Raw genomic sequence first — 21,331 nt, 5'->3', positions numbered from 1 at the left:
CGCCTGTTTTTTCTTTGTTATAGAAATGATAAAATTTTTCGCACGATTCTTAATTTATGGTAAAATAAATGTAGCTTCGTTGTTGAAAAAGGGGTGTATCGTTTGTGAAAATTATTTCTTGTCATGGGTACGAATTACAAAAAGCACAGCCGAATACGTCGGAAGATTTTTTTAACCGTTCGGAAGTGACGTTTGTTGATGATGATGGAACGGAGCGGACGTTGCGTGTGTTATATGTTCGATATTTCGATGAGCGTTTTTCACAATGGACGCCGTATGAAAAAGACCCGGTATTTCAAGCAGGTGGGAAAGACGTATATTTTAAAGATGTTGTCGCGCTCGTCTGTTTGCTTGTCGATCCATCGCTTCGGATGAGAAAACGTGTATATATAAGTGAGGAAGAAGAGCTTCGTCGCTATTTTTCATCGATCGACTTTGCCAAATTGCCAGAAGTATTTGAATCGCTTGCGAAACAACAAGCGTACGATGTGAAATCATCGCTTTTATTCATCGCGCAACCGTAAAGGAGGATACTATGGGTAACACTGTTGTTTTTAACCAAACAAAGCAAGTTGAGCAGTTGCTAAGTGGCATTGTAGCACAAATTACTCGTTATTTGAACGAAACGACGATTGAACAAATGCAAGCAGAATGTGCGGGCGACCGCCATTATTATGAAGGGGTGCTTGCAGATTTGCGCCGTTTAGCCGTATATGGCGAAGAAGGGATTGACGCATGTCGCATCGTCCTTCAAGAAGAACCGTTTCGGAAAGCTGCTGCAGAACAGGCACTATATAAAATTTATCACTCATGTGTCGCGGAGTTTTTTACACCAAAGCGCGATTTATGGTACGAAGATAGCCGCTCGGCGTACACAGGGAGACATTCGATTAAATTGCGACAACCTGCGCCTCAATCGTTACAACAATTGCTTCATGCGATTGAAGCTGATTTTCAAACGATGCGGGAAGAGCTCGAGTTTTACGAAACAGACTACCGAACAAAAATGATTCAATCGCAATAAAGAAGCTGCGTGTGTCAGCTTCTTTTTTTACTGCATATGATGCCGAAGGAGGTGTGAAGATGAACGAATATATTCATAACGTGCAAATGTGGCTTGAGCGCATAAAGCCGTTTGTCGACGAAGAGGCGGTTGAGCAATTAATGTTAGAGCTTGAACGTGGAGATGTCGTACGCATTCATGGGCAAGTGACAAACATATATGAACAATTACAGCGTAAGCGCGTGCCGATTGGAGGACATACGCTACCTAAGCTGCCGTATGCGTACAATGCATTAGAGCCATATATTGCGGAAGAGATTATGCGTTTGCATCATGAAAAACATCATCAAAGCTACGTCGACGGGTTAAACCGCGCGGAGCGAATGATGCAACAAGCGCGTGAAAAAAATGACTATGCGCTATTAAAACATTGGGAAGGTCAAGCTGCATTTCATGGATCCGGACATTATTTGCATACAATTTTTTGGAACAATATGAAACCGCGTGGCGGTGGGAGTCCAACGGGGATGCTACTTCAACAAATCGAGCGCGATTTTGGCAACTTTGAAGCGTTTCAACGACATTTTACAGAAGCGGCAAAACAAGTAGAAGGAAATGGATGGGCACTTCTCGTTTGGTCACCATTTGCAGGACGGTTAGAAATTTTACAGACGGAAAAACATCAATGTGGTACACAATGGACGACTATTCCACTCCTTGTATTAGATGTATGGGAGCATGCGTATTATTTGCAATATAAAAACGATCGTGCGACGTACGTTCAACAATGGTGGAACGTCGTGAATTGGGACGATGTCGAGCGACGATTTGTAAAAGCGAAAGACCGTGCTATGTAGCGGTCTTTTTGTCATACATCGTTGACTAGCGCATACACTTGTACAAAACGGACAAAGGGATGAGTGTGTTATGCGACGGCAATGGTTCATATGGATGATCGCGTTTTGTTTTTTTTGTTCGCTACTTCCGAATGAAGCGAAGGCGATGTCGGTTAGTGCCAAAAGTGCGATTTTAATGGAACAAAAGACAGGACGGGTGCTATTTGAAAAAGATGCGCATACGAAGCGACGTATTGCGAGCATTACAAAAATTATGACTGCCATTTTAGCGATCGAATCGGGAAAATGGGAAGAACTTGTGACGGTAAGTGAACGGGCAGTTCGTGCGGAAGGATCTTCAATTTATTTAAAGTCAGGTGAAAAAATTGCATTAAAACATTTAGTGTATGGGCTTATGCTTCGTTCTGGAAACGATGCGGCGGTAGCGATTGCTGAGCATGTTGGTGGTAGCGTTGAAGGCTTCGTTTTTTTAATGAATGAAAAAGCAGCAAAAATCGGTATGACGAATACGGAGTTTGCCAATCCACATGGGTTAGATGATGCGGAAAATCATTACTCTACTGCGTATGATATGGCGTTATTGATGCGATATGCGATGCAAAACGAGCAATTTCGCGAAGTATCGGGAACAAAATTGTATCGTGCGCCAAATCCGACAGAAGATTGGGATCGTGTTTGGCGCAATAAAAATAAGCTGTTGACGCATTTGTATGAATATTGTACAGGTGGAAAAACAGGGTATACGAAGCGCGCGAAGCGCACATTAGTGACAACCGCTTCAAAAGATGGGCTTGACCTCATTGCAGTGACGATTGACGCAGGCGATGATTGGAACGATCACATTGTGATGTATGAGCACGGATTTGCGCATTATGAACTTGTAAAGATTAAAGCAGATACAATTGTGAAAGATGTGAACGATCCTTTCTATGACCATCATTTGTTTGTTGCACGTGATTTTATATATCCGGTCACAAAAAAAGAAGAAGCGTTGCTTCGTTTAGAGCGAAAATTGCTTCGCCCACAAAAACAGTGGAAAGAGACAGGCGTCCCCTCTGTTGTTGGTAGAGCGGAACTATATATCGGAAACGAAAAAGTTGATGAAACACCGATTTTTTATAGGCAACAAAAGAAAACACGTTCTTTTTTTGACTGGCTGTTGGGGGTGGGGCGAGATGGTTAATCTCATTTGGGTTGCGCTTTTACTCATCGGGCTTACGTTTGCTGCGATAAACGGAACGATGAAAGACGTCAATGAGGCGATGTTTCAAGGGGCGAAAGAAGCGGTAACGATTAGCATCGGGCTAATTAGCGTGCTCGTTTTTTGGCTCGGTTTAATGAAAATTGCTGAGCAATCTGGGCTGCTTTCGTTTTTTGCCCATTTGTTCCGCCCGATTGCGAAAAAAATTTTCCCAGAAGTGCCGCCTGATCATCCTGCACTCGGATATATATTATCTAATATGATTGCAAATATGTTCGGGCTAGGAAATGCTGCGACACCTCTTGGCATTAAAGCGATGGAGCAATTAAAGCAATTAAACGGTCAAATAGACGAGCCGAGCCGTTCGATGATTACGTTTGTCGCTCTCAATACTGCAAGCATTACACTTATTCCTGCGACCGTCATTTCCATTCGCATGACATATCACTCTGCCTCACCAGGAGAAATTATCGGGGCGACGTTTGTCGCTTCCCTTATTGCGACAATATCAGCAATGATGATTGACCGCGCATTTTACATACGGAGGCGGAAAAAAGGAGGGATGTAATGTACGTCATTCAATTTTTGTCGCTTTGGCTTATTCCGATGGTCATCGCTTGCATTTTGTTGCACGGAACGTACAAGCGTGTGCCAACGTATGAAGCGTTTGTTGAAGGGGGGAAAGAAGGGATTCAAATCGCCTTTTCCCTTATTCCGTATTTAGTTGGCATGCTTGTAGCTGTCTCCGTTTTTCGCTCTTCCGGTGCCCTTGATTTTTTTATTTCATATATGAAGCCGTTTATCGTCCCGCTCGGCTTGCCGCCAGAAGTCGTCCCGCTTGCGATCATCCGTCCGATTTCAGGAACTGCATCGCTCGGCATGGTCACCGACTTAATCGCAACATACGGACCCGATTCGTTTATCGGACGATTAGCCTCTACGATTCAAGGAAGTACAGAAACGACGTTATACGTGCTCACTGTTTACTTCGGTGCGGTCGGCATTCGCAAAATGGGCGATGCTCTAAAAGTCGGCTTGCTTGCCGATCTCGTTAGCTTTATCGTATCATTTTTTATTGTGTTATGGATGTTTGGAAAATAAAGCGGTCGATATGCTTGTTGCCCTATGACAGATATATTGGTAACATGATCAGAGTATACGGGATCGACTGGTTTGAATAATAAAATACAATGTTTAGATTGGTGTGAGTGTGGGGAATGACTGAAAACAAGAGATTGATTCTAAATATTACTGTTTTATCCTTTATTTTAAGTTTTGTATATAGCTTGGTACTTCTGATGATTGAACACCCTCTTTTTTCTAACGAGATGAGTAGTCCGGGAAGTATTGTTGTTTTTACAGCTATATTTTTGATTTTATATATGTTTCATCTGTTTATTTCATGGCTACATTACATGTTTGTAAATAAAACAGTGGGTTCGATGAGAAGGAAGGCTATTGCTTTCTATTTGGTTGGTCTTGTTTTATTATTCTTTTTATATATGTTTTTTCAAGTGAAAATCGTTTGGTTACTGCTCATTTCTTTTGTTATTGTTTCTTTTCCTTCATACAAGCGTTGCTAGGAGAAAGTCGCGTTCTATGCGATTTTCTCCTTTCTTATTTTTGAACTCCTGTACCGAATGTGGTAAAACTATATAGTGAGGTGAATGAAATGGAACGACTACAAAAAGTGATTGCTCATGCAGGCGTGGCATCGCGAAGAAAAGCAGAGCAATTGATCGTCGAAGGAAAAGTAAAAGTGAATGGAAAAGTGGTGACCGAACTTGGGGTGAAAGTAAGCCCACAAGATCGCATTGAAGTAGATGGTATTCCGCTTGAGCGTGAAGAGCCCGTATATTATTTGTTGTACAAGCCACGGGGCGTCATTTCGAGCGTAAAAGATGAAAAGGGAAGAAAAGTAGTGACTGACTTTTTTAAACATGTAAACAAACGCATTTATCCAATTGGAAGGCTAGATTACGATACGTCAGGATTGTTGTTGTTAACAAATGATGGGGAGTTTGCAAATGTATTAATGCATCCGCGTTATGAAATTGAAAAAGTGTACATCGCAAAAGTAAAAGGTATTCCAGCGCGTGAAAAAATAAAACAGTTGGAAAAAGGTATAATGTTAGAAGACGGTATGACGGCGCCAGCGAAAGCGAAAGTGTTATCTATTGATAAACGAAAACAAACAGCCATTGTTGAACTGCGTATTCATGAAGGACGAAATCGCCAAGTGCGCCGCATGTTTGAAGCGATCGGTCACCCTGTGTTAAAGCTAAAACGAGAACGTTACGCTTTTTTAGATTTAAAGGGGCTCAATCCCGGAGACTACCGCGAGCTGTCGCCACATGAAGTGAAGCAATTACGTGCGTTGGCGTCGGCTGGTTCGCCTTATCCATCATAATTTTGTCACAGTTTGTTCAAATAATTTTCATTATTTGTATAGTGGTAACTTGTATAATGGGATTGATGAAAACGGTTTATAGGAGAGTTGGCGATGAAAGAAAAGCGATTTTGGCTTCGGACGGTCATTTTAGCTATTATGCTTGCAGCTATTGGCTATACCATTTATTCAAACGTATTTGTCGAGAAAAAAGCAATTCAAATTGGCGATTCGGCACCAGATTTCGTCCTTACCGATCTAAATGGAAACAAAATTCAACTATCTGATTACCGTGGAAAAGGTGTATTTTTAAATTTTTGGGGAACTTGGTGTAAGCCGTGTGAAAAAGAAATGCCATACATCAATAACCAATACAATCTATATAAAAATGAAGGAGTAGAAGTGATCGCTGTGAACGTAGGAGAAGCGAAAGTCGCTGTACAAACGTTCGTTAACCGTTTCCAGCTTTCATTTCCAGTTGTCATCGATCAACAAGATCAAGTGATGAACGCGTATCATATCGGTCCGTTGCCAACGACATTTTTAATTAATAAAGATGGAAAAATTGTAGATATGATTACAGGAACAATGACAGAAGAAGATGTAAGAAAATATATGGAAACAATTAAGCCGTAAGGGGTTTTCAATATGGAACACGTAAAATGTGAATGCGGACACGTCAATCCGATCGGAACGGTACTTTGTGAGGCGTGTGGCAAACCGCTTGAAGAGGTGCCAACATTAGTAGATATGCGCTATGAAGGGAGCGCGCGACGTTCACAAACGTACAACAAAACGATTATTGATAAAATTTGGAACTTTTTTTCGTCTGTCAAAGTAGGGGTTTGGTTAATTGTTATTACATTAATTGCTTCAGCTATCGGTACGATTTATCCGCAACAAATGTACATTCCGCCAACTGTATCACCGGCCGAATATTATGAACAACAGTACGGCTGGTTGGGAAAATGGTACTATACACTTGGTTTTCATGACTTGTATAGTTCATGGTGGTATATGTTGCTTATTGCACTGATCGGTGTATCGCTCGTTATTTGTAGCTTAGACCGTGTCGTTCCGCTATACCGAGCGTTAAATAATCAGCGGGTGACGCGCAATGAACAATTTTTACAGCGGCAACGGCTATTTAGCCGCGCGCAAGCAACAGATTATGAAACGGCGTTGCGACATGTCGTGGACAAGTTAACGAAGCGCGGCTATCGTATTCGTGAAGAAAATGGGAACATTTTAGCGGAAAAAGGACGTTTTTCGCGTTGGGGACCGTATGTCAATCACATTGGTCTCATCATTTTTTTAATCGGTGCGATGCTTCGATTCGTTCCCGGAATGTATGTGGATGAAAACATGTGGATTCGCGAAGGGGAAATAAAAGAAATTCCAGGAACAAAAGGAAAATATTTTTTAGAAAATAAAAAGTTTATTTTTGAAGTATATGAGAAAGAAAAAGAGAAGGAAGCGTTTCAACCAGCGATTGACCGTGTCGGTAGCGGAATGATGGCGAAAAACTATCAAACGGACGTTGTATTATACGAACGTGTTGGTCCCGTCGTTGCTGGCGAAGAGCCGAAGCTCAAAAAAATAAAAAGTTTTTCGATTCGTGTCAACGAACCGTTAAAACACGATCATTATGCATTATATCAAGTAGACTTCAAGTTAGATGAATTGAAAAATATGTCATTTCATTTGACAGATAAACAAACAAACAAATCATTTGGCACGATTACCATTGACTTAATTCAACCTGAAAAAGAGTATGACCTCGGTAACGGCTATAAAGTACAACTATTAAGCTATTTTCCAGATTTTTACTTTGATGAAAATGGAAATCCGAATACGCGCTCGAAAGTGCCAAACAATCCAGCGTTTGTATTTAAAATGTTTGCCCCTGATCGTCCAAAAGGGGAAGTGAGTTTCACCGCCATTCGTCAAACGATTGAACCGCTTGGTGACAATAAATATAAGATGTCGTTTGCCGGTATTGAAACACGAAACGTATCGGCATTAACGGTGCGACGCGATTTTACACTTTGGATTTTAGGGGTTGGCGGCGCGATTTTTATGATCGGTCTTATTCAAGGGATGTATTGGAATCACCGCCGCTTATGGATTCGCCGGATTGATGAAGAAGTGCTTATTGCCGCACATACGAATAAAAACTGGTTTGGATTGAAAAAAGAGCTTGAAGGAATATTTAACGATACGCCGTTTGTTATGCCGATTGATCAAGCAGACAAGCGGTCATAGGGGGGAACATTGTGGTTCAACTAAGCAGTACATTACTATATATAGCATTTGTTCTTTATTTAATTGCGACACTTTTCTTTGGCGGTGCAATTCGCGTCAAAAAGAAAGACGGGGTAGATCGTTGGGCAACGATTGGGATTGTTGTCACGATCATTGGATTTATTGCACAACTCGGTTATTTTATTACGCGATGGATTGCCGCTGGGCATGCACCTGTCAGCAATTTATTTGAGTTTACGACATTTTTCGGCATGATGCTTGTTGGAGCGTTTATCGTCATTTATTTTATTTATAAAACAAGTTTACTTGGCTTATTCACTTTACCGATTGCTATTTTAGTGATTGCTTATGCGAGCATGTTTCCACGGGAAATTTCCCCGCTTATTCCAGCGTTACAAAGTGATTGGTTGCATATTCATGTGACGACAGCGGCAGCTGGAGAAGCGATTTTAGCGATTAGTTTTGCAGCAGGATTAATTTATTTAATTCGCGTTGTCGATCAATCGAAACCGAGTAAGCGCACGTTTTGGCTCGAGTTCGTGTTGTTTTTCTTAATTAGTACGCTTGGTTTCGTTATCGTGACAACGTCGTTTCGTGTCGCTGGCTACGAAGCAACGTTTGAATGGATCGATAAAAACGGTAAGCAAGATGAAATGGTATATCATATGCCAGCACTTGTTGGACCGCACGAAGGTGTGTTAAAAACAGAAGGACGCATGACACCGCTTATTGACATGCCAGCGATCATTAACGCGCGCAAATTAAATACGGTAATTTGGTCTTTATTTGCAGGTCTTGGCCTATACGGTTTGCTTCGCCTCGTTTTACGGAAGCGCATCGCAGCCGCGCTACAGCCGCTTGTGAAAAACGTTAATTTAGACTTGGTTGATGAGATCGGATATCGTTCTGTAGCCATCGGATTTCCAGTATTTACGCTCGGTGCTCTTATTTTTGCGATGATTTGGGCGCAAATTGCATGGACACGTTTTTGGGGCTGGGACCCGAAAGAAGTATGGGCGCTTATTACATGGTTGTTTTATGCTGCGTTTTTACATTTGCGTTTATCGAAAGGATGGCATGGAGAGCGTTCGGCATGGCTTGCGGTCATCGGATTTGCGATTATTATGTTTAACTTAGTAGCAGTGAACTTAGTTATTGCCGGTTTACACTCATATGCTGGATCTTAAAACGTCTTCGTAATGAAGGCGTTTTTTTATGAAAAGTAGAAAAAAGTTTACCGGTTTTGTACAATAGTGAATGAGGAGGTATGACATCATGGAGAAGGAAATTAAAATTTTAGTTGTTGATGATGAAGAACGAATTCGTCGCTTGCTCCGCATGTATTTAGAACGTGAGCAATATGTCATTGATGAGGCAGAAAACGGCGAAGATGCGCTAGCGTTAGCGCTTGAAAATGATTATGATTTAATTTTACTGGATCTTATGTTACCAGGAAAAGATGGCATTGAAGTATGTAAACAGCTACGGGAGAAAAAAGCAACGCCTGTCATTATGTTAACAGCAAAAGGAGAAGAAGCAAACCGCGTGCAAGGATTTGAAGCAGGAACGGACGATTATATTGTAAAACCGTTCAGCCCACGTGAAGTGGTGCTTCGTGTTAAAGCATTGCTTCGTCGTACCGCAAACTCTCCGTATGTACCGACGGATACGACTGCGCGAGATGTGCTTGTTTTCCCACATTTAACAATTGATCATGATGCTCATCGTGTCACAGCGGATGGACATGAAGTAAGCTTAACTCCGAAAGAATACGAGTTGCTTCACTTTTTAGCGAAATCGCCAGATAAAGTGTTTGATCGTGAACAGTTGTTAAAAGAAGTATGGCATTACGAGTTTTTTGGCGACTTACGCACAGTCGATACGCATGTCAAACGATTGCGCGAAAAACTAAATAAAGTGTCGCCTGCTGCGGCTAAAATGATTGTCACCGTTTGGGGTGTCGGGTACAAATTTGAGGTCGTGAATGAATGATGGCATTATGGCGTAGTGTAGTTGGCAAACTATGGCTGACCATTTTGTTGCTCGTTGCTTTCGTCCTTTTTATTTTAACAGTTTTGTTACTTGGTTTTTTTGAAAAATATTATTTAGAAAAGACAGGAGATCAATTAACCCAACAAGCAGTAAAAGTGGCTCGTGTCGTGGCGGAACATGATGAACAATTTGCACGTTCCATTGCCTGGACGATGGTTGATGACGTCTCGAAGCTCATGATCATTGTTGATGATCGTCATTATTGGTACTCACCGAATGAAAAGCTTGCTGATTTGCCGCTCTCGTTTATTCAGCAAGATAGGCAGTTATCGCGTGTTTTTAATGGGGAAAAAGTGGTAAAACGAACACTGACGCCAAATCAAACGATGCGAAACAATGAATATAACGAGCTATTTATTGTCGGCGTCCCGCTTCAAACATCTAATGGAAACGGTGCTGTTTTCGTGTATCAATCGTTAAAAGCAGTAGAAGAAACGACAAAACAAACGACGAAATTTATTTTTCTTGCGGCATTTATTGCGATTGTACTAACGACGGTGTTCGCATTTTTCTTGTCTACACGCATTACAGCACCGCTTCGAAAAATGAGGCAAGTGGCATTTGAAATCGCACGTGGAAAATTTGATTCTAAAGTGCCGATCGTCACCCATGACGAAATCGGGGAACTTGCGATGGCATTTAATCAAATGGGTCGGCAACTGCAATTTCATATTAATGCGTTAAACCAAGAAAAAGAGCAATTAGCAAGCATTTTAAGTAGCATGGCAGATGGTGTTATCACGCTCAATCGAAATGGCGAAGTGCTCATTACAAATCCGCCTGCTGATAGATTTTTACAAGCGTGGTATTACGAACAAGGGCAGCGCGACGATTTATCGCCACTTCCTCCACAAGTGAATGAGTTGTTTAAGACGGCGGTAACGGAAGAGAAGGAACAAGCGATAGAAATGGCGTTACAAGGTCGCAATTGGGTTATTGTCATAACGCCGTTATACAACGGCAAGGTCATTCGCGGAGCGGTTGCGGTGCTTCGCGATATGACGGAAGAACGACGATTAGATAAGTTGCGCAAAGATTTTATCGCCAATGTCTCTCATGAATTGCGCACGCCGATTGCGATGTTACAAGGATATAGCGAAGCAATTGTCGATGATATTGCAGCGACAGATGAAGAGAAAAAAGAATTAGCAAAAGTCATTTATGATGAGTCGTTGCGCATGGGACGCCTCGTCAATGATTTGCTTGATTTAGCGCGCATGGAAGCTGGCCATTTAACGCTTCATCACGAGCAAGTGTCCCTTCGACCGTATATTGAACGTATCATTCATAAATTTCAAGGGCTGGCGAAAGAAAAAGGGGTTCGTTTGCTTGTTGACATGAACGATGAACTCGTTGTTTCGTTTGATCCCGATCGCATTGAACAAGTGATGACGAATTTAATTGATAACGCTCTTCGTCATACAGACGATGGTGGGGAAGTGCGTGTCATTGTCGCTGCGGATGAAGAAGTAGTACGCATTTCCGTACAAGATTCTGGTACAGGTATTCCAGAAGAAGATTTACCGTTTGTATTTGAGCGTTTTTATAAAGCGGATAAAGCACGTACGCGCGGTCGCTCAGGCACGGGATTAGGTCTTGCGATTGCGAAAAACATCGTCGAAGCGCATAAAGGAACAATTACTGTTCATAGCAAACTCGGAGAAGGAACGACATTTACATTTGCATTGCCATTAAAATAGAAAAAATTTGTTGCTATTCATCATATTTTTCGTTATGATAGAAACGTAAAAATTGTTCGATAATTACATACATCCGTTGCAAAAAGGTGTCGAACGGGCGACCTAGTAGACTTAATAGGGAATCTGGTGCAAGTCCAGAACTGTCCCCGCAACTGTAAGTGCTGACGAAATGAAATATGCCACTGTACGATTCGTATGGGAAGGCTTCAAAGTAGGATGACGCATAAGTCAGTAGACCTGCCTTTTTGCATCGTCATTCGCGTCTTCGGGGAGTGAGATAGCGAAACGACAAGAGGAGTTATTATCTTTTGTTGTTTCCAGCTCATTCCATTTGGAGTGAGCTTTTTATTTTTATACATAAAAGGGGGTAAAATCATGAAAAAATGGAAACAGTACATGTGGCTTTTGGCACTCGTGTTGACGCTCGGATTAGCAGCGTGCAACAGTAACGCAGAGCCAGCGAAAGAAACAAAACAAGAGACGAAAACAGAGGAAGTTGCTTTTCCAGTGACCGTCAAAGATGCGGTTGGTGATGTCACGATTGAAAAAGAACCGACAAAAATCGTTTCACTCATTCCGAGCAATACAGAAATTGCATACGCGTTAGGGCTTGGTGACAAAATTGTCGGTGTCAGCGATTTTGATAATTATCCAGAAGATGTGAAAAACAAAGAAAAAATTGGTGGCATGGAATTTAATGTAGAAAAAATTATTTCGCTTCAACCAGACGTTGTGCTTGCGCATGCATCTAGTGCCCACAATGCTGAAGAAGGGTTAAAGCAGTTAAAAGATGCAGGCATTACGGTCATTGTCGTGCCAAATGCGACGTCGTTCAACGACGTATATGCGTCCATTGAGCTCATCGGGAAAGCGACAGGGAAAGCGAAAGAAGCAGCGGATGTTGTGCAGCAAATGAAACAAAAAATTGATACGATTGCTGAAAAAGCGAAAGAAGTAAAAGAGGAAGCGACAGTTTGGGTCGAAGTTTCTCCTGCACCAGAAATTTATACAGCAGGAAAAGGAACATTTATGGATGAAATGTTAACGATCATTCACGCGAAAAACGCAGCAGGTGATCAAGAAGGATGGCCGATGTTTACTGAAGAAGATGCGGTGGCATTAAATCCAGATGTCATTATTACGACGTATGGCTATTATACGCCAAACGCTGTCGAGCAAGTGCTCGCTCGTCCGGCATGGAAAGAAGTTCCTGCGATTAAAAATAAACGAGTATACGATGTCAATTCTGATTTAGTTTCTCGTCCAGGGCCACGTTTAGTTGAAGGGGTCGAAGAAATTGCCAAAGTCGTTTATCCAGACATTTTTAAATAATTACATTACTGCATCAATCGTTGCGATCGTTGCATTATTATTAGGGATATCGATTGGATCACAATCGATTCCCTTTTCTTCTATATGGGAAACGTTGTTGCATCATACGTTTCATACATCTACAAATGTTCCCGCGGCCATTTCGCAAATTATTGTTTCTATTCGCTTACCACGAGTTGTGCTCGCTTTTTTAGTTGGCGCCGCACTAGCACTTGCAGGGGTAGCGTTTCAAGGTCTTTTGAAAAACGTTTTAGCTGATCCGTATACGATCGGTGTATCATCTGGTGCAGCTGTTGGAGCGGTCATCGTTTTCTTTTTTCAGCTTCATTTGTCGTTTCTCGGTCGTTTTACGTTACCGATTGTGAGCATTATGTTTGCGCTCGTGACGTTATTGTTTGTTTTGTTATTTGCTCGGCTTGCTGAACGCAATATGGGAATTGAAACAATTGTTTTAATCGGTATTATCATGAATGCGTTTTTCGGCTCTGTTATTTCACTTATGGTTGCCTTTAGCGGTGAGGAATTGCGTCAAGTTATCAGTTGGTTAATGGGAAGTGTCGCGATGCGCGGCTGGCCATATGTTTCTTTATTTGTACCGTTTTTTATCATCGGCTGTCTCGGCTTATTTATACATATTCGCGAGTTAAACGCCTTTTCATTTGGAGAGCGGGCAGCCGCAAACATTGGTGTACATGTATTACAAAAAAAGTTATTCATTTTACTTAGCGCCTCACTACTTACAGGCGCAGCGGTAGCTGTATCGGGAACGATCGGCTTTGTCGGACTGGTCATTCCGCATATGACTCGTTTGATTTGTGGGGCGAATCATCGAAAATTGTTGCCGCTTTCCTTTTTATATGGTGGCGCGTTTTTAGTATTAGCAGATGTCGTGGCGCGAACGATTGTTGCACCGCGGGAATTGCCGATCGGAGTCATTACATCGTTGATTGGAGCACCGTTATTTGCGATGTTGTTATTTAAAAGTTTAAAACGGAAGACGGGATGAACATGATTGATGTGAAAGACGTTTCGTATCAATATGGGGAAAAGCAAGTATTACACCATATTTCATTTACCGTTCATGAAGGGGAGTTTTTTGGTATTTTAGGGCCGAACGGAAGCGGAAAAACAACGTTAATGAAACTGTTAAGTCGAGAACTGCAGTTACAACGAGGAAGTATTGTTGTTTGCGGACGACATATTGAAACGTATAAACCGAAACAATATGCTAAACTCATTGCTGCGTTGCCTCAACATATAGACGTTTCGTTTGGATATACAGTCAAAGAAATGGTTGAGCTTGGTCGCTATCCTTACCAATCTACTCTTTTTCCTAAATGGACGGAGGAAGATGATCAAGTTGTTGATGAAGCACTTCGTTGTGTGACATTAGCGCATAAACAACATGTTTTCCTAGAGCAATTAAGCGGCGGAGAACGTCAACGAGCGGCGCTTGCACGTGCGTTAGCACAACAACCGCGCGTATTATTACTAGATGAACCAACGAACCATATGGATGTGGCGCAACAGTTCAAGTTGTTAAATTTATTAAAGCAATCGAAGCTTACGGTTGTTGCTATTTTTCATGATATAAATATCGCATCGCTATATTGCGATCGTCTTCTTTTTTTGCGAGATGGAAAGGCAGTTGCGTGTGGAACACCGAGAGAGTTGTTGAACGAGTCCATGATTGAGAGCGTATTTGATACATGTATGAAACGACATGAACATCCTGTATTACCGAAACCGCTTGTAACGTTCGTTCCGTTTTTAGAACAACCGATTGACGATGTGCCATGGCACGTCACACAACATGAAACGATGGTTGTCATTGAAACGATAAAACCGTTTAAAGTGCTTTCTTCGGCCATCGTTGGCGGTGGCACGCGTTGGGCAACGACTTTTGTGAATCGCCATGTTTCACTGGACTACCGTTGTGACGATGCTGCACAAGAGATGATTGAATTTTTGCGACAACAAGGTTTTGATGAGCAATGGACCGTTGGGATGATGACAGCGGTTGATGTAAGAGATGTTGTGTTTACATCCGCTTATGAACCCGTTCGCCTTTTTGTTGCGGTAACTGCTGGGGTGGGAAATGCCGTTGATAGTGCGAATGCGTGGCGTCGAACGGATGTGATCGCTTCTCCTGGAACAATTAATACGTTTGTTTTTATTGATGCCCATTTATCAGAAGCAGCGTTTGTGCAAGCGTTAATGACTGTAACAGAAGCAAAAACAAAGGCTCTGTACGATAAACAAGTCGTTGATACACAAACAAATACAATCGCAACAGGCACATCAACAGATTGTACTGCCATTGCTGCATCACAACAAGGTACATATTATGAATATGCAGGAACGATTACACTGATCGGCAAACAGCTTGCTCGTTTCGTCTATGAAGCTACACAAATGGCAATCGATCGCTATAATGAACGAAAGAGGTGAGAATCGGTGATGCACGTGTGGGCTATATTACTTGCGCTTTTGCTTGACCGCATATTCGCTGATCCTCATCGCTTTCATCCTGTTTGTTGGATCGGACAAGTGATTACGTATATGGATCGTCGCTTGAATAAAGGAAAGTGGCGAAAAGGAAAAGGGTTACTCACGCTTTTTGTCGTTTGTGCGCTTACGCTTGTCGTGAGCTATAGTGTCATTACTGTTGCGTATCGGCTTTCTTTTTTAGTTGGCATGTTTATCGAAGCGATGATCATTTTTGTTTCTATTGCTCCGACAAGCTTAGCAAAAGCCGCATACAGTGTGCTTGAGCCACTAAAAAGAGGTGATATGGAGGAAGCGAGAAAAAACGTGGCGATGATTGTCGGGCGTGATACAGAGATGTTACAAGAAGATGGAATCGTGCGTGCATGTGTGGAAACGGTAGCGGAAAATACGAGCGATGGAGTGACGGCGCCCCTTTTTTATGCTTTTCTTGGCGGGGGAGCTTTGGCGATGTTATATCGTGCGGTGAATACGTGCGATTCAATGCTTGGCTATAAAAACGAAAGGTATGCTCAATTCGGCTGGGCGTCTGCCCGCTTAGATGATGTACTCAATTACATTCCTGCAAGACTAACAGCGTTTGTTATGCTTCTTGTCCATCGTGCTAACAAGCGGGCATGGAAATTATTGTTTCGTGATGCCAACAACCATCCAAGTCCAAACAGCGGATGGTGCGAGGCGGCGGTGGCCGCATTACTAGGCGTTCAACTCGGTGGGGTGAATACATATAAAGGTGTCGTATCGGTTCGTCCGACGATTGGTGATGCGTCTGTTCCACTTGCGTCCGCGCATATTGAACAAGCTGTGGCGATAATGAAACGAACGACAGTTGCTTTTACGATTGGGGGGAGCTTGCTTGCATCTGCCTGTACATGGAGCTAATCCGCATCGTTTATATGAAGCGATGAAAATGAATATACCAAGCGAATATATCGATTTTAGTGTAAATGTAAATCCGCTTTCGCTCCCAGACGAATATATGCTAAATGAAAAACAATGGTTTCGATGGATGAGTGAGTATCCAGAGGAGCGAAGTGAAGCGCTTCGCACGATTATTGCCGAACGAGAACATGTCATGCCGTCAAACGTCTTTGTCGGAAATGGTGCTGCCGAGTGCATTTACTTGTTTGCTGAACAATTTGCAGGAAAACATATCGGCATCATCGAGCCAACGTTTTCAGAATATCGTCAGGCATGTGAGGCATACGGCTGTACTGTTCAGTCATTTATGTTGGATGAACATTGGCACCCACCAATTGACCGAGTGATCGAGCGTTTGCCGTCTTTACACGCTCTATTCGTTTGCCATCCGAACAATCCAACAGGTACGGTATGGTCAAAAGAAACGATGTATACTTTGTTAAGAGCGGCAAATGATGAAGGAGTATATATTATTGTTGATGAAGCGTTTTACGACTTTTGGCTTGACGGTTATGCTGTTTCTCCATTTTTGCGTACGTTTGATCGTTTAATTGTATTGCGATCGTTAACGAAAATGTATCGACTAGCAGGTGTACGAATCGGTTATGTGCTTGCACACGAACATGTTGTAAACAGGTTAATGAAGAAACAGCCGCCGTGGAGCGTTAATACGATTGCTCAACAAATAGCGAAACAGCTATTAAAGGACGATGCATTTGTGGAGCGAACGAAAGTGTATATTGCATCGGAACGGAAGCGATTATTTGCGCAATTTACAGAACTCGGCTATATATATACACCGTCTGTCGTCAATTTTTATATGTTGCATGATGAGACGATGACGCTATTCCCATTTCTTTTACAACATGGCATTGTCGCTCGTCATACGTTTAATTTTCAAGGGCTTGATGGCAAATATGTTCGTTTAGCTATCCGAACGAAAGAAGAAAATGATTGCCTTCTTTCTTGCTTAAGAAGGTGGAAGACATGATCATATTTATTAGCGGTGGTGTACGTAGTGGAAAATCTTCATTGGCGGAACAATGCGCGCAAAAGATAGCAGAAGCGGGTGATTCGCTTCATTATATCGCCACAGCGGTGCGGACAGATGAAGAAATGGAAGCGCGCATCATTCATCATCAACAACAGCGAAAATATGATCGTTGGCAAACGTGGGAACAGCCGTATGATCTTGATCAGATCATTCCTATTTTTTCTAACCGTCATATCGTATTGCTTGATTGTTTAACAAATTTGTGGGCTAATGAGCTGTTTCGTGATGATCGATGGCACATAGAGGAGAAAGCACCGCGCATCGTGCAACAAATCAAAAAATTAGGCGATCAAGCGAAAGCATGTATAGTTGTAAGTAACGAAATATTTTATGATGGTATACCTCATGAACAAGGAACGTATGCGTATATGCACGGACTCGGTTTATTGCACCAACACATTGTTGCATTTAGTGATGTAGCTATTTTGATGCGTTACGGTTTGCCGATTGTAAAGAAAGGAAGATGGCCATGTGGCGCGGAGTGATCTTAGCGATACAGTTTTTAACTGTGTTTCCCATTCGTATGCAAGTCGAATGGAATGAACGAACAGCGCGCGGAGCTGTCTTTTCATTTCCGTTCGTCGGTGCAATCATTGGCACGTTTCTTGTTGCCCAACATCAGTTATTGTTTAATCACGTTTCTTTGCTCGTCTTATCGTTTTCATTCCTATTTTCTTCTATCTTTCTGTCAGGGGGACTGCATGCGGACGGGTGGATGGATTGTAGCGATGCGTATTTTTCATATCGTGATCGAAAACGCCGCCTTGACATTATGAGCGACTCGCGCGTTGGGGCGTTTGCGGTGTTATCGATTTTATTTTTGCTTGGCTTTCGCTTCGTTTTCATATTTGAAACGGTCGCACATATGTCATTGTTTTCTCTTTTTTGTATTCCGTTATTTTCTCGCCTTGGAATGACAGTGCTTTTATTGACAACACCGCTGGCGAAACAAACAGGCATGGCGGCTGCATTTCGTCAATATGTCGATTACCAATATGTTCCGGCTATCATCATGTACGGGCTCATTGCTTTCTTATCGCGTGAAACGATCGTGTTATTTATAGCATTGGTGTTATTTTATGTTGTCGCACGCGCGTTTGTAGTGAAGCAGTTTGGTGGGATAACAGGCGACGTGCTTGGCGCGTTCATTGAAGGGAGCGAAACCTTTTTATGGCTCATCATTTGGCTATTACATACATTCGTCATTTTGTAACGAAAGAAAATGAAGCGAAGCAATATATCGGTTGGACGAATGTGCCTATTGTAAAGCAAACGAATGTGTCGCATCAGCTTGAAGTAGACATCGTTATGGCAAGTGATTTGCTTCGTTGTCGACAAACGGCACAGCTTTTATTCCGAGATGTTGTTATTGAATGTTCGTATCGTTGGCGTGAACTCCATTTTGGCGATTTTGAAGGAAAAACATATGAACAATTGCAAACGGTTGAAGCGTATCGCTACTGGCTTGGCGATCCATTTCGTTATGCGCCTCCAAACGGAGAGACGTTTACTGATTTTGAAGCACGGGTGGAACAAGCGATTGACGATGTTGTTCGTCGGTCGGTGTCGCATGTTGTTGTTGTGACGCATGGCGGAGTGATTCGTTATGTGTTATCACAGTACGCACCAGACATACGTCCGTTTTGGGAATGGCACGTCCCTTTTGGCCAAGGAGTGACACTTTATAATACGAAAGAACGATGGAGGGAGAGAAAGCGATGCATTTCGTTAGCGGCGGTGCGTTTCAAGGAAAACGAAAATGGGTAAACGCATATTATTCATTAACGCATACGCCACACGTTTGGCATTGTGCATATGAACAGCCGTTTTCATTTCCAAACGGTCATGAACATGCCACTATTGTTGTGCTTGAAGGAATTGAGCAATGGATTCGCGAATATTTCTTTCCTTATACAACACGTGAAAAAGAAGCAATCATGTCGTATATGTATGCGTGGGAAAGATGGGAAAAAGAGGGGGAACGGACGGTCATTTGGATTGGCTGTGATATTAGTCAAGGAATTGTGCCCATTGATGCGCATGAACGAGCGTGGCGAGATGCGGTAGGCTGGACGTATCAACAGCTTGCGCGCATATGTAACCGTGTGGATTACATATGGTGTGGTATGCATGAACAAATAAAATAGAGGTGATGGACTATGAAATTGTACACGAAAACAGGAGATCAAGGACAAACGAGTTTAGTCGGTGGACGAGTTGATAAAAACCATGTGCGTGTGGAAGCATACGGAACGATTGATGAAGCAAATTCAGTAATTGGTTGGGCGATGACGTTATTGCAAGATGAGAAATTTCGCGATATTTATCAAGAACTACAGCGTATTCAACATGAGCTATTTGATTGTGGAGGCGACTTAGCGATCGTTAGTGAAAAAATGCCGTACAAAGTGAAAGAAGATATGGTGACGTTTTTAGAGGAACGGATTGATGCATATATTCAACAAGCGCCACCGCTAGAACGGTTTATTTTGCCGGGAGGGTCACCGCAGGCAGCTGCGTTACATATGGCACGTACAGTAACGCGGAGGGCGGAACGTTGTGTCGTGGCGTTAATGAAACAAGAACAAATGAACAAAGTCGTTTTGCAATATATTAACCGTTTATCAGATTATTTATTTGCAGTTGCGCGCGTTGTCAACGCTCGCTTGCAAGTGAAAGACGTAGAATATGAACGGAGTGCGATCGTGTTTCGTGATAAAGAAGAAAAGAAGGGAGAATGATGATGCGCCGTCTGACGTTGCTTGTTATGTTTATTAGTTTATCGGTCATCGGTTCGCTTATAAAAATCCCATTTACAATTGGCAGCATTGCGCTCGATAGCGCCCCTGCGGTTGTAGCTGCCTTTTTACTCGGTCCGACGGCAGCTGCGCTCATTGCTAGTGTCGGGCATATCGTATCCGCCTTGTTTGGCGGTTTTCCGCTCGGGCCATTTCATCTGCTTGTAGCGTGTGAAATGGCTGCGCTTTTGTATGTTGTCGGCTTACTCATAAAAAGAGGTTGCCTCATTTACAGTTATATATGTTTTTTTATAGGCAACGCATTTATTGCACCGTTGCCATTTATATGGATTATTAGTCCAGCATTTGTTTTATCGATTGTCCCTTCTCTTGCGTTAGCAACGGCAGTCAATTTGGCCATTGCTATTGTTGTTTCAAAAGCGCTACAACGTGTAAGGGGGGAGCGGCATGCGTGATGTATTATGTGTGCCGCTTGACGAACAACATGAGCTCGTTTTTGCGGCCGATTGTTCGGGCGGGATTGGATTAAAGCAACATGATGTTGTTCATGTACCATATGACGTTGTCGGTTATTACGGAGCGCGCGTTGCGCTCATGGAACTCCTAAGCATTGGGGCAACACCCAATGCTTTTATACTACAAAACTTTGTCGATGATCGTTCATGGGGTGCACTTGTCACAGGCGTCGAACAAACGATGGCAGAGTTACAGTTATCGCTTCCTGTAACAGGAAGTAGTGAGTCAAACATACCGCTGATGCAATCCGCTGTTGGATTTGTTGCTGTTGGAACGGTAGGGAAAACAGAAAAGAGAATAAACGTGACACCAACTGATGCGTGCTGGGCAGTGATCGGTGAGCCGCTCGTTGGCGAAGCGGTTATGCATAAAAAGGATCGCATGATTCCGCTTTCTTTATTTCGTATGTTGTTGCACATAGATGGGGTGTATGAAATGATCCCAATCGGTTCCAAAGGAATATGGCACGAGTGGAAGCTCATTCATGGGGATAAATCGATTCATTGCCCCCTTCCACTACATGCTTCTGCTGGTCCAGCGACATGTGTGCTCGTAAGTTATCATCGAAAGCACGCACCGTTATTACAATCACTGGCGCAAACACTTTTTTATCCGATTGTAAATGAATTGTAAAATGTTATGTTCTATCGTTCTAACCGTTCATTTTTTTGCATACAACATATATGGTCATCGGTGAACGGGAGGGAATAAACGATGGAAGATATGATGAAACGTGTGCTTGTTGTTGTTGGCATGGCAGCATGCATTCATTTA

24 protein-coding genes and 1 riboswitch are annotated in these 21,331 nt (G+C 42.5%); all 24 genes read left to right on the top strand.

Annotated features, from left to right (window positions below; all coding sequences use genetic code 11):
* Window positions 1-104: 104 nt before the first annotated feature.
* The 24 genes from ASC42_RS04260 to ASC42_RS04140 all read left to right on the top strand — a co-directional run bounded on the left by ASC42_RS04260 (window position 105) and on the right by ASC42_RS04140 (window position 21,190).
* On the top strand, window positions 105-524 hold the full coding sequence (locus tag ASC42_RS04260) for a hypothetical protein (RefSeq protein ID WP_055440698.1): 420 nt from the start codon (window positions 105-107) through the stop codon (window positions 522-524).
* Between the two features lie 11 nt (window positions 525-535).
* Complete coding sequence (locus ASC42_RS04255) at window positions 536-1,024, top strand: YpuI family protein (RefSeq protein ID WP_032099942.1); 489 nt, start codon at window positions 536-538, stop codon at window positions 1,022-1,024.
* Window positions 1,025-1,083: 59 nt separating this feature from the next.
* Complete coding sequence (locus ASC42_RS04250; protein ID WP_055440697.1) at window positions 1,084-1,860, top strand: superoxide dismutase; 777 nt, start codon at window positions 1,084-1,086, stop codon at window positions 1,858-1,860.
* A 70-nt stretch (window positions 1,861-1,930) separates the two neighbouring features.
* A complete protein-coding gene (locus tag ASC42_RS04245) occupies window positions 1,931-3,043 on the top strand; it encodes a D-alanyl-D-alanine carboxypeptidase family protein (protein WP_055440696.1) in 1,113 nt (370 codons plus the stop codon).
* Entirely contained in the window at window positions 3,036-3,629 is a 594-nt protein-coding gene (locus ASC42_RS04240) for a nucleoside recognition domain-containing protein (RefSeq protein WP_055440695.1), read from the top strand. The genes ASC42_RS04245 and ASC42_RS04240 overlap by 8 nt, the downstream gene beginning before the upstream one ends.
* Complete coding sequence (locus ASC42_RS04235; protein WP_055440694.1) at window positions 3,629-4,162, top strand: spore maturation protein; 534 nt, start codon at window positions 3,629-3,631, stop codon at window positions 4,160-4,162. Before ASC42_RS04240 ends, ASC42_RS04235 begins: the two co-directional genes overlap by 1 nt.
* Before the next feature lie 571 nt (window positions 4,163-4,733).
* Complete coding sequence (gene rluB / locus ASC42_RS04225) at window positions 4,734-5,471, top strand: 23S rRNA pseudouridine(2605) synthase RluB (protein WP_055440693.1); 738 nt, start codon at window positions 4,734-4,736, stop codon at window positions 5,469-5,471.
* Window positions 5,472-5,564: 93 nt separating this feature from the next.
* On the top strand, window positions 5,565-6,086 hold the full coding sequence (gene resA, locus ASC42_RS04220; RefSeq protein ID WP_055440692.1) for a thiol-disulfide oxidoreductase ResA: 522 nt from the start codon (window positions 5,565-5,567) through the stop codon (window positions 6,084-6,086).
* Window positions 6,087-6,098: 12 nt separating this feature from the next.
* A complete protein-coding gene (gene resB, locus ASC42_RS04215) occupies window positions 6,099-7,715 on the top strand; it encodes a cytochrome c biogenesis protein ResB (RefSeq protein WP_055440691.1) in 1,617 nt (538 codons plus the stop codon).
* Between the two features lie 11 nt (window positions 7,716-7,726).
* Window positions 7,727-8,902: a c-type cytochrome biogenesis protein CcsB gene (gene ccsB, locus ASC42_RS04210; protein WP_055440690.1), complete on the top strand. Its 1,176-nt coding sequence runs from the start codon at window positions 7,727-7,729 to the stop codon at window positions 8,900-8,902.
* A gap of 88 nt (window positions 8,903-8,990) precedes the next feature.
* Entirely contained in the window at window positions 8,991-9,707 is a 717-nt protein-coding gene (locus tag ASC42_RS04205) for a response regulator transcription factor (protein ID WP_055440689.1), read from the top strand.
* Entirely contained in the window at window positions 9,704-11,467 is a 1,764-nt protein-coding gene (locus ASC42_RS04200) for an ATP-binding protein (protein WP_055440688.1), read from the top strand. The genes ASC42_RS04205 and ASC42_RS04200 overlap by 4 nt, the downstream gene beginning before the upstream one ends.
* A 67-nt stretch (window positions 11,468-11,534) precedes the next feature.
* A riboswitch (cobalamin riboswitch) is annotated at window positions 11,535-11,726 on the top strand.
* A gap of 116 nt (window positions 11,727-11,842) precedes the next feature.
* A complete protein-coding gene (locus tag ASC42_RS04195; protein ID WP_055440687.1) occupies window positions 11,843-12,799 on the top strand; it encodes an ABC transporter substrate-binding protein in 957 nt (318 codons plus the stop codon).
* A complete protein-coding gene (locus ASC42_RS04190; RefSeq protein ID WP_055440686.1) occupies window positions 12,765-13,805 on the top strand; it encodes a FecCD family ABC transporter permease in 1,041 nt (346 codons plus the stop codon). The genes ASC42_RS04195 and ASC42_RS04190 overlap by 35 nt, the downstream gene beginning before the upstream one ends.
* A gap of 2 nt (window positions 13,806-13,807) precedes the next feature.
* Complete coding sequence (locus ASC42_RS04185) at window positions 13,808-15,250, top strand: adenosylcobinamide amidohydrolase (protein ID WP_082435685.1); 1,443 nt, start codon at window positions 13,808-13,810, stop codon at window positions 15,248-15,250.
* 6 nt (window positions 15,251-15,256) lie between these two features.
* Window positions 15,257-16,189, top strand: a complete 933-nt coding sequence (cbiB, locus tag ASC42_RS04180; protein WP_055440684.1) for an adenosylcobinamide-phosphate synthase CbiB — start codon at window positions 15,257-15,259, stop codon at window positions 16,187-16,189.
* On the top strand, window positions 16,164-17,219 hold the full coding sequence (cobD, locus tag ASC42_RS04175; protein ID WP_055440683.1) for a threonine-phosphate decarboxylase CobD: 1,056 nt from the start codon (window positions 16,164-16,166) through the stop codon (window positions 17,217-17,219). The genes cbiB and cobD overlap by 26 nt, the downstream gene beginning before the upstream one ends.
* Window positions 17,216-17,767 (top strand): bifunctional adenosylcobinamide kinase/adenosylcobinamide-phosphate guanylyltransferase, encoded by a 552-nt coding sequence (locus ASC42_RS04170; RefSeq protein ID WP_055440682.1) that lies wholly within the window; start codon window positions 17,216-17,218, stop codon window positions 17,765-17,767. Before cobD ends, ASC42_RS04170 begins: the two co-directional genes overlap by 4 nt.
* On the top strand, window positions 17,746-18,495 hold the full coding sequence (locus ASC42_RS04165) for an adenosylcobinamide-GDP ribazoletransferase (protein ID WP_055440681.1): 750 nt from the start codon (window positions 17,746-17,748) through the stop codon (window positions 18,493-18,495). The genes ASC42_RS04170 and ASC42_RS04165 overlap by 22 nt, the downstream gene beginning before the upstream one ends.
* Window positions 18,453-19,049 carry a histidine phosphatase family protein gene (locus ASC42_RS04160; protein ID WP_055440680.1) on the top strand — a complete coding sequence of 199 codons (597 nt, stop codon included), beginning with the start codon at window positions 18,453-18,455 and terminating at the stop codon, window positions 19,047-19,049. Before ASC42_RS04165 ends, ASC42_RS04160 begins: the two co-directional genes overlap by 43 nt.
* Window positions 19,001-19,429, top strand: coding sequence for a bifunctional adenosylcobinamide kinase/adenosylcobinamide-phosphate guanylyltransferase (locus ASC42_RS04155; protein ID WP_055440679.1), 429 nt, complete (start codon window positions 19,001-19,003; stop codon window positions 19,427-19,429). The genes ASC42_RS04160 and ASC42_RS04155 overlap by 49 nt, the downstream gene beginning before the upstream one ends.
* 12 nt (window positions 19,430-19,441) lie before the next feature.
* The gene (locus ASC42_RS04150; protein WP_032099922.1) at window positions 19,442-20,023 is read left to right on the top strand and encodes a cob(I)yrinic acid a,c-diamide adenosyltransferase; all 582 of its coding nucleotides are present in this window, start codon (window positions 19,442-19,444) and stop codon (window positions 20,021-20,023) included.
* A 2-nt stretch (window positions 20,024-20,025) separates the two neighbouring features.
* Window positions 20,026-20,496, top strand: a complete 471-nt coding sequence (locus ASC42_RS04145) for an ECF transporter S component (protein WP_082435684.1) — start codon at window positions 20,026-20,028, stop codon at window positions 20,494-20,496.
* The gene (locus ASC42_RS04140; RefSeq protein WP_055440677.1) at window positions 20,489-21,190 is read left to right on the top strand and encodes a hypothetical protein; all 702 of its coding nucleotides are present in this window, start codon (window positions 20,489-20,491) and stop codon (window positions 21,188-21,190) included. The genes ASC42_RS04145 and ASC42_RS04140 overlap by 8 nt, the downstream gene beginning before the upstream one ends.
* Window positions 21,191-21,331 lie beyond the last annotated feature (141 nt).

Source organism: Anoxybacillus suryakundensis, assembly GCF_001418025.1.
In the GTDB taxonomy this organism is placed as follows: domain Bacteria; phylum Bacillota; class Bacilli; order Bacillales; family Anoxybacillaceae; genus Anoxybacillus; species Anoxybacillus tengchongensis.
The sequence above is the reverse complement of the archived record's forward strand: the minus strand, read 5'-3'. Positions and strand labels throughout refer to the sequence as shown.

Coding starts and splice junctions, on each gene's coding strand:
- rluB (WP_055440693.1), top strand. CDS start 4,734: ATGGAACGACTACAAAAAGTGATTGCTCATGCAGGCGTGGCATCGCGA.
- ASC42_RS04245 (WP_055440696.1), top strand. CDS start 1,931: ATGCGACGGCAATGGTTCATATGGATGATCGCGTTTTGTTTTTTTTGT.
- ASC42_RS04165 (WP_055440681.1), top strand. CDS start 17,746: ATGGCCATGTGGCGCGGAGTGATCTTAGCGATACAGTTTTTAACTGTG.
- ASC42_RS04160 (WP_055440680.1), top strand. CDS start 18,453: ATGGCTCATCATTTGGCTATTACATACATTCGTCATTTTGTAACGAAA.
- ASC42_RS04255 (WP_032099942.1), top strand. CDS start 536: ATGGGTAACACTGTTGTTTTTAACCAAACAAAGCAAGTTGAGCAGTTG.
- ASC42_RS04155 (WP_055440679.1), top strand. CDS start 19,001: ATGCATTTCGTTAGCGGCGGTGCGTTTCAAGGAAAACGAAAATGGGTA.
- ASC42_RS04195 (WP_055440687.1), top strand. CDS start 11,843: ATGAAAAAATGGAAACAGTACATGTGGCTTTTGGCACTCGTGTTGACG.
- ASC42_RS04240 (WP_055440695.1), top strand. CDS start 3,036: ATGGTTAATCTCATTTGGGTTGCGCTTTTACTCATCGGGCTTACGTTT.
- ASC42_RS04185 (WP_082435685.1), top strand. CDS start 13,808: ATGATTGATGTGAAAGACGTTTCGTATCAATATGGGGAAAAGCAAGTA.
- resA (WP_055440692.1), top strand. CDS start 5,565: ATGAAAGAAAAGCGATTTTGGCTTCGGACGGTCATTTTAGCTATTATG.
- ASC42_RS04205 (WP_055440689.1), top strand. CDS start 8,991: ATGGAGAAGGAAATTAAAATTTTAGTTGTTGATGATGAAGAACGAATT.
- ASC42_RS04250 (WP_055440697.1), top strand. CDS start 1,084: ATGAACGAATATATTCATAACGTGCAAATGTGGCTTGAGCGCATAAAG.
- ASC42_RS04170 (WP_055440682.1), top strand. CDS start 17,216: ATGATCATATTTATTAGCGGTGGTGTACGTAGTGGAAAATCTTCATTG.
- ASC42_RS04145 (WP_082435684.1), top strand. CDS start 20,026: ATGCGCCGTCTGACGTTGCTTGTTATGTTTATTAGTTTATCGGTCATC.
- resB (WP_055440691.1), top strand. CDS start 6,099: ATGGAACACGTAAAATGTGAATGCGGACACGTCAATCCGATCGGAACG.
- ASC42_RS04200 (WP_055440688.1), top strand. CDS start 9,704: ATGATGGCATTATGGCGTAGTGTAGTTGGCAAACTATGGCTGACCATT.
- ASC42_RS04150 (WP_032099922.1), top strand. CDS start 19,442: ATGAAATTGTACACGAAAACAGGAGATCAAGGACAAACGAGTTTAGTC.
- ASC42_RS04235 (WP_055440694.1), top strand. CDS start 3,629: ATGTACGTCATTCAATTTTTGTCGCTTTGGCTTATTCCGATGGTCATC.
- ASC42_RS04140 (WP_055440677.1), top strand. CDS start 20,489: ATGCGTGATGTATTATGTGTGCCGCTTGACGAACAACATGAGCTCGTT.